This window comes from Bacillota bacterium, assembly GCA_013314855.1.
Classification (GTDB): domain Bacteria; phylum Bacillota; class Clostridia; order Acetivibrionales; family DUMC01; genus Ch48.
Map to the genome: position 1 here is coordinate 1 of JABUEW010000182.1, position 5625 is coordinate 5625.

At 47.4% G+C, this 5625-nt stretch carries 4 protein-coding genes; 3 read left to right on the plus strand and 1 reads right to left on the minus strand.

Translation table 11 applies throughout. The features are described from left to right. The first annotated feature begins 59 nt into the window (after positions 1-59). Together HPY74_19345 and HPY74_19350 are read left to right on the plus strand one after the other, a co-directional pair. Entirely contained in the window at positions 60-1739 is a 1680-nt protein-coding gene (locus tag HPY74_19345) for an efflux RND transporter periplasmic adaptor subunit (GenBank protein NSW92765.1), read from the plus strand. A 13-nt stretch (positions 1740-1752) separates the two neighbouring features. After that, positions 1753-3096, plus strand: coding sequence for an ABC transporter permease (locus tag HPY74_19350; protein NSW92766.1), 1344 nt, complete (start codon positions 1753-1755; stop codon positions 3094-3096). A gap of 107 nt (positions 3097-3203) precedes the next feature. On the opposite strand, the gene HPY74_19355 is transcribed toward HPY74_19350, so the two are convergent. Further along, positions 3204-3653 (minus strand): hypothetical protein, encoded by a 450-nt coding sequence (locus HPY74_19355; protein NSW92767.1) that lies wholly within the window; start codon positions 3651-3653, stop codon positions 3204-3206. Between the two features lie 498 nt (positions 3654-4151). Here HPY74_19355 and HPY74_19360 point away from each other — a divergent pair. Continuing rightward, the coding region (locus tag HPY74_19360) for an S-layer homology domain-containing protein (GenBank protein ID NSW92768.1) at positions 4152-5625 on the plus strand (1474 nt) is incomplete at its 3' end.

Below are 5625 nucleotides of genomic sequence, written 5' to 3' on the forward strand. Positions count from 1 at the left end.
ATCTTCTCGACGGTCAAATAGAAAAAATAGAAAACATTCAATAGCAAGGGGGAAAACTCATGTCACAGAGGTTGATTGCAATAATAGTAATCGTAGTAATCGTAGTGGGCGGAGGCCTATATGCATATAAACAGCTGGTGCCGGCAGATGCGAAGCAGACGCAGGGTCCGGTCTATGCAACCAAAGAGGTAATACGGGGTGATATAACCGTAGGCGTCACTGCTACAGGTATGCTGAACCCAACCCGCGGCGGGGGGATAATCATTCCCGGCGAGAGAGGCTATGACAGTGCCCCGATAAGCTACATACTTGATGAAATACTGGTGGAAGCAGGGGATGCAGTGGAGCAGGGCCAAGTAATAGCACGGGTCAAATCCTATGACCTGGAAACCCAGATAAAACAAAAAGAGGAAAGGCTGGAAAGCAAGCTGAAGGAACTTACGGACATGACCGGAGTATCCGCAAACAGTATCAATACAATAAACCCATCCGAAGGTGTAGTTATAAGGGCTCCCCAAGACGGAAGGATAATCGGACTGGATATAAAGGAAGGGGACGAACTGCAGCTGGGCCAAACAATCGCTAGGATAGCCGACATTTCCAGGTTCAGGCTCAGGGCCATGCTATACCCCCTTGAATATGAAAAGGTATCCAAGGGACAGAAAGTACTGCTCCGGACTCCATATTTTGAGCAGCTGGTGGAAGCCTATATCACCGAACTGAGCGACAAACCGGTCCCCGTGAAGGACAGCTCAGGTTTCGCCCTGACGTCGGTGTACTGGATGACCATCGAGGGTGACAACCCCGGCTTTATTCAGCCCGGCATGGAGGTACGCGTAGGACTCCCCGTCGATGACGGCATATACGGTATGAGCTATTTCGCAAACAAGTCGACAATAGAGAGGTACATAGATGAAACAAAGATAGTAAACAGGGCCAAGGGTATAGTAACCGATATATATGTCTATGATATGGAGGAGGTAAAGAAGGGAGACAAGATCCTTTCCATGTCCGGGACTGAAGTACAGGAGACACTCCAAACCCTTATTGATGAAGTCAGGGACCTCCAGTTTGAAGTGAACAACCTGAGGACGCAGCTTGACCGGCTGGATATAACAGCATCAATGACTGGCGTTGTAGCGTCCATTTATACCAATTTAGGCGAAACGGTAAGGGCAGGACAATGGATAGGCGACATCTACAATACAAGCAGCATGATGCTGTGGACCCAGGTGGACGATATAGACATCATTCATGTAAAGATGGACGCCCCGGTCAGGGTGACTGTAGATGCCTTGCCCGGCGAGGTATTTGAAGGTAAGGTCACATACGTATCGCCGATGGGTGAGAAGATTAACGGAATAACCAAGTTTTCGGTCAACATGGAGATAAAAGGCGGTCCGCAGCTCAGGCCCGGAATGCAGGCCAATGCCTATATAGATGCCGGAAGCGCCCAGAATGTGCTCCTTGTACCCGTCGAGGCCATCTTCGAAGAGGACGGCAAGCCCATGGTGGAAGTGCTGGATAAGGACGGTACCGTAAGGCTGGTGGAGATTAAGCTGGGCCTGATGAATGACCGGTATGCGGAAGTGATAAGCGGGCTTGAAGAGGGAGAACTGGTTATCACCGGGAGCAGCGCAGACCTGCTGCCCAGCCAGCATATCAAGTCAGATACCCTGCTGCCGGATAAAAAGGATGAAGATGACAATAATAATGAAAACTCAAACGGCCAAAACTAAGGGGGGCTTATAGATGCTAGATAAAAATCAAGTGAAGTCTCTCCTGCTCCGGTTTTGGTTTTCGTCGAGGATGGCTGCCCACGGCATACTGTCAAATCCTTTGAGATCTGCCCTGACCGTTCTGGGAGTGGCAATAGGAGTGGCTTCGGTTGTAAGCCTCATGGGAATAGGCGAAGGTGCCCGCAGGGCTGTGGTGGAGCAGTTTGAAAGCCTGGGCTCAAACGTAATAGTGATTAAGTCCCATAATCCAAACTACGAGTTCATGCCCGAAGAGGCCGAAGAATTGGTAGAGAGGGTTGACGGCCTGGAGATGGCAAGTCCCATCGTCCAGACAAACGCACTGATGAAATGGATGAGAACAAGGGGAAAAGTGGATATTATAGGTACAAACCAGAGTTTTCCCGAAATACGGGATCATGATTTGGTCGCAGGACACTTCTTTACAAGATGGCATGTTGAGCAGCGTACCCAGGTTGCGGTTCTGGGCAGCAACATAGGTAATGCCCTTCTGGGCGGCAGGAACCCGGTAGGACGCTCGATCTCGCTCAACGGCGAGAGCTTCAGGATAATAGGCGTGCTGGAAGCCAAGGGCAGGGGCAAGGCGGACAACATCGACGACAAGATAATCATTCCCTATACCGTAGCCCAGAAATTCAGCGAAAAGAGAACCGTGGAGGAGATATGGGGCAAGGCGGATTCGAAAAACGATGCGGATTTGGCGATAGTACAGCTTGGGAGGATATTCAAGAGAAAGCTTGGGCTGGACCAGAAAGCTCCAACCCAGGTTTCAGGCTCAACGGGCGGCGAAGTAGAAGGCATGATAGGGTCAGGCATGTCTGTCGAAAAGGAAATGGCCGTGAGGGAAATGGCTGCCCAGCAGAGCACCCAGCCTATTATCCCGGAAGCCGGTGAAGACGTCATAACCATAACCAGCCTGAACCAGCTTGTGGAGGAAGCGGACAATGCTAACCGTATCATGACTCTGCTGCTCGGCGGAATAGCGGCGGTGTCCCTCCTGGTCGGCGGGCTTGGGATAATGAACATTATGCTGGTGGCGGTTACCGAGAGGACCGAAGAGATAGGCGTAAGGCGCGCCCTCGGCGCAAAGCGGGAGGACCTGCTCCTCCAGTTCCTGCTGGAAGCCCTCTACGTCAGCCTCATAGGCTCAATAGCCGGTATTGTGGCAGGTATCTGGGGGGTAAACATATTCAGGAACTACGGCTTTGAAACAGCCGTCAGCTTCCAGGCGATAAGAATAGCCACCCTGGTGGCCGTAACCTCGGGCCTGCTTTTCGGGATATACCCGGCGGTTTCGGCATCGTCGGTCCCGCCTGTGGAAGCCTTAAGGAGACAGTAGATCTAAAAAAAACATGCAATCGCCGGTCCGGCGATTGCATGTTTTTTATCAATCGGGGACATTCCGCAGCAAGGAATACCCGCATTGCAGCGGTGTGTCCCCATGCCTTAAATTTCCACGCTGTTCAATATGTTTTCGATTCTATTTTTCAGCTCTTCTATCTTCTGCCCGTCGCTTTCCTGCTCCGAAAAATCCTTATTATACTCGGCCCACAGCGGCATAAAATCGCTCTGGGCGGTCATCAGCTCTATCTTTATCTCCTCGTACCCGTTGGGAAACTTGCTCCCCATGACCTCAGGCCTCACGTTCAAAAGCTTGGGCATCCACTGTGCTGAAAAATCTTCCCACTTTTCCGGGTCCTTCTCTGCAGCCAACCTGCTGTACTCGGTATTGAGTTCAGCGTACAAATCCTCAAGATTCTTTTTATATTCAATAAGTAATTGTTTGCTTTCGCTGTTAGAAACCTTCGGCATACCGGAAAATTGTTTGTATCCCAGTACTCCGATTATAGAAAGGGATAGAACCAGTACGATTATAATGAAAAGTTTGTTATTCATCCATATCTTCCTTTCGTCAGAGAGCTAACAAACATTATTATAAACTATTAAGCCCCATTTAACAATACCATATACTGTAACCGTCGATTTTTTACCGTTTTAAGAGTTTAAGTCCTTTTTATTATTGCCTAACCGCAAATTATCATAATATTTATGCGCCTGAGCAGGAACACTTGGAAAATTATGGTTTACATAATATAACTTTCAATCAATAATCTTTCTTTATTACAAACGTGTAACACGAATATTTCACAGTATTACAGCCGGTTTACAAATTATTAAATCAACGTCCAATCTATTGACCTTAAATAAACGACAGTTTAAAATCAAAACAGAACGTAAATACGGCATGTTATGTCTATATCTTATGTTTACATGCCGGAAAGAGCATCCGCTACCAGGAGAGGAGGTGCCCCACTGACAGGTCACAGGAGTAAGGTCAACAAAATTAGTACTTATACCCAAAATATAAATCTAAAAATGAGAGGGGAAAAATCAATGAAGAAAATCGTGTCATTACTTCTAGTATTGGCACTCGTACTCGGTACGATGACAGTTGCACTGGCAGTACCTGCCGATGTAATCGGAACCGAATACGAGGAAGTAGCAACCAAGCTTGGTGCTCTTGGCCTGATGATAGGAGATGACAGAGGCTTCAGGCCCAATGACTCCATCACAAGAGCAGAATTCGCAACAATCGTAGTAAGGGCTTTAGGACTTGAATCAGCAGCAAAATTCTCAACAAGCGCTACAAAGTTCACAGATGTAAACGAAGCTCACCAGTGGGCATGGGGTTACATCAACGTAGCGGTTGAGCAGGGCGTTATCATTGGTTACGGCGATGGCAAATTCGGCCCGATGGATCCTGTAACCTACGAGCAGGCAATAACAATGCTGGTAAGGGCACTTGGATACGAGCCTGCAGTAGTAGGCGGATATCCGGCAGGCTTCCTGGCAAAAGCGGCTGAGCTTGGCATAACCGACGATGTAACAGTAACAACAGGAGCTGGCGCACCAAGGGGAGCAGTTGCCCAGATGCTTGACAACTCACTGGAAGTAGAACTTATGATGAGGGATACTTACGGTGATACTGCTGAGTACAAAGCAAAAGAAGGTACCAGCCTTCTTGTAACCAAAATGGGCACAAAGGTATATAAAGAGAAAGAAGTAACAGAAGTAAATAAAGAAGACAGGGAGATAGTAATAGACGGTGATACTCTGAAAGTAGCAGATGGAATAGCCCTTGACGGTCTTCTGAATGCAAAGGTAACTGCCTGGAAATACAATAGCAAGATAGTATACGTCACTACAGATTCTAAAGTAATATACGACTCAATTGATGATGCGGACAACGCAACAGCCGGAGACAAAATAAAACTTTACAACGCAGCTAAAACCTACAAAACTACAATAGCGGCTGAAGATGTAAACGCAATGGCAGACGGTCAGTATGGTAAGTTTATAGTAAACGATAGCAAAATCACCGAAGCCGTTCTTTACGACATGGCTTATGTTAAGGGCGGAATGGTAACAAGCGTTGATGCTTCCAAAGAAGAAATCAAATACTTTGTGGGTACCGGTTCAACCAGAACTCTAAGACTTGCTGATGCAGACGATATAGTAGTAGTAAAAGACCACAAAGTTGCATCCCTTGACGACATTGAAGAAAACGATGTAATATTTGTAAGCAAGTCAGGAGACGAATATTTCATCGTAGTAACTTCAGCTAAGGCAGAGGGTGTGCTTACAAAGGTAACCGGCAGCGCTGTATATGTAGACGGAGCCAAAATTAATGAGACTGCAGTGGCAAGCGTGTACTTCTCCACTGACAACGGCGACGAATACAGCAAGAAAAACGTAATCGGCGATTACGATGACCTGCTGGGTGAGGATGTAATTGTCTACAAAGATTACGAAGGCAGAGCAATATATGTAGTAGGTAATGTATCCGAAACATCCTCAAGCTGGTTAT

Bases quoted from the DNA above. Each gene is read 5' to 3' on its own strand.
- HPY74_19345 (NSW92765.1), top strand. From the start codon at position 60: ATGTCACAGAGGTTGATTGCAATAATAGTAATCGTAGTAATCGTAGTG.
- HPY74_19350 (NSW92766.1), top strand. From the start codon at position 1,753: ATGCTAGATAAAAATCAAGTGAAGTCTCTCCTGCTCCGGTTTTGGTTT.
- HPY74_19355 (NSW92767.1), bottom strand. From the start codon at position 3,653: ATGAATAACAAACTTTTCATTATAATCGTACTGGTTCTATCCCTTTCT.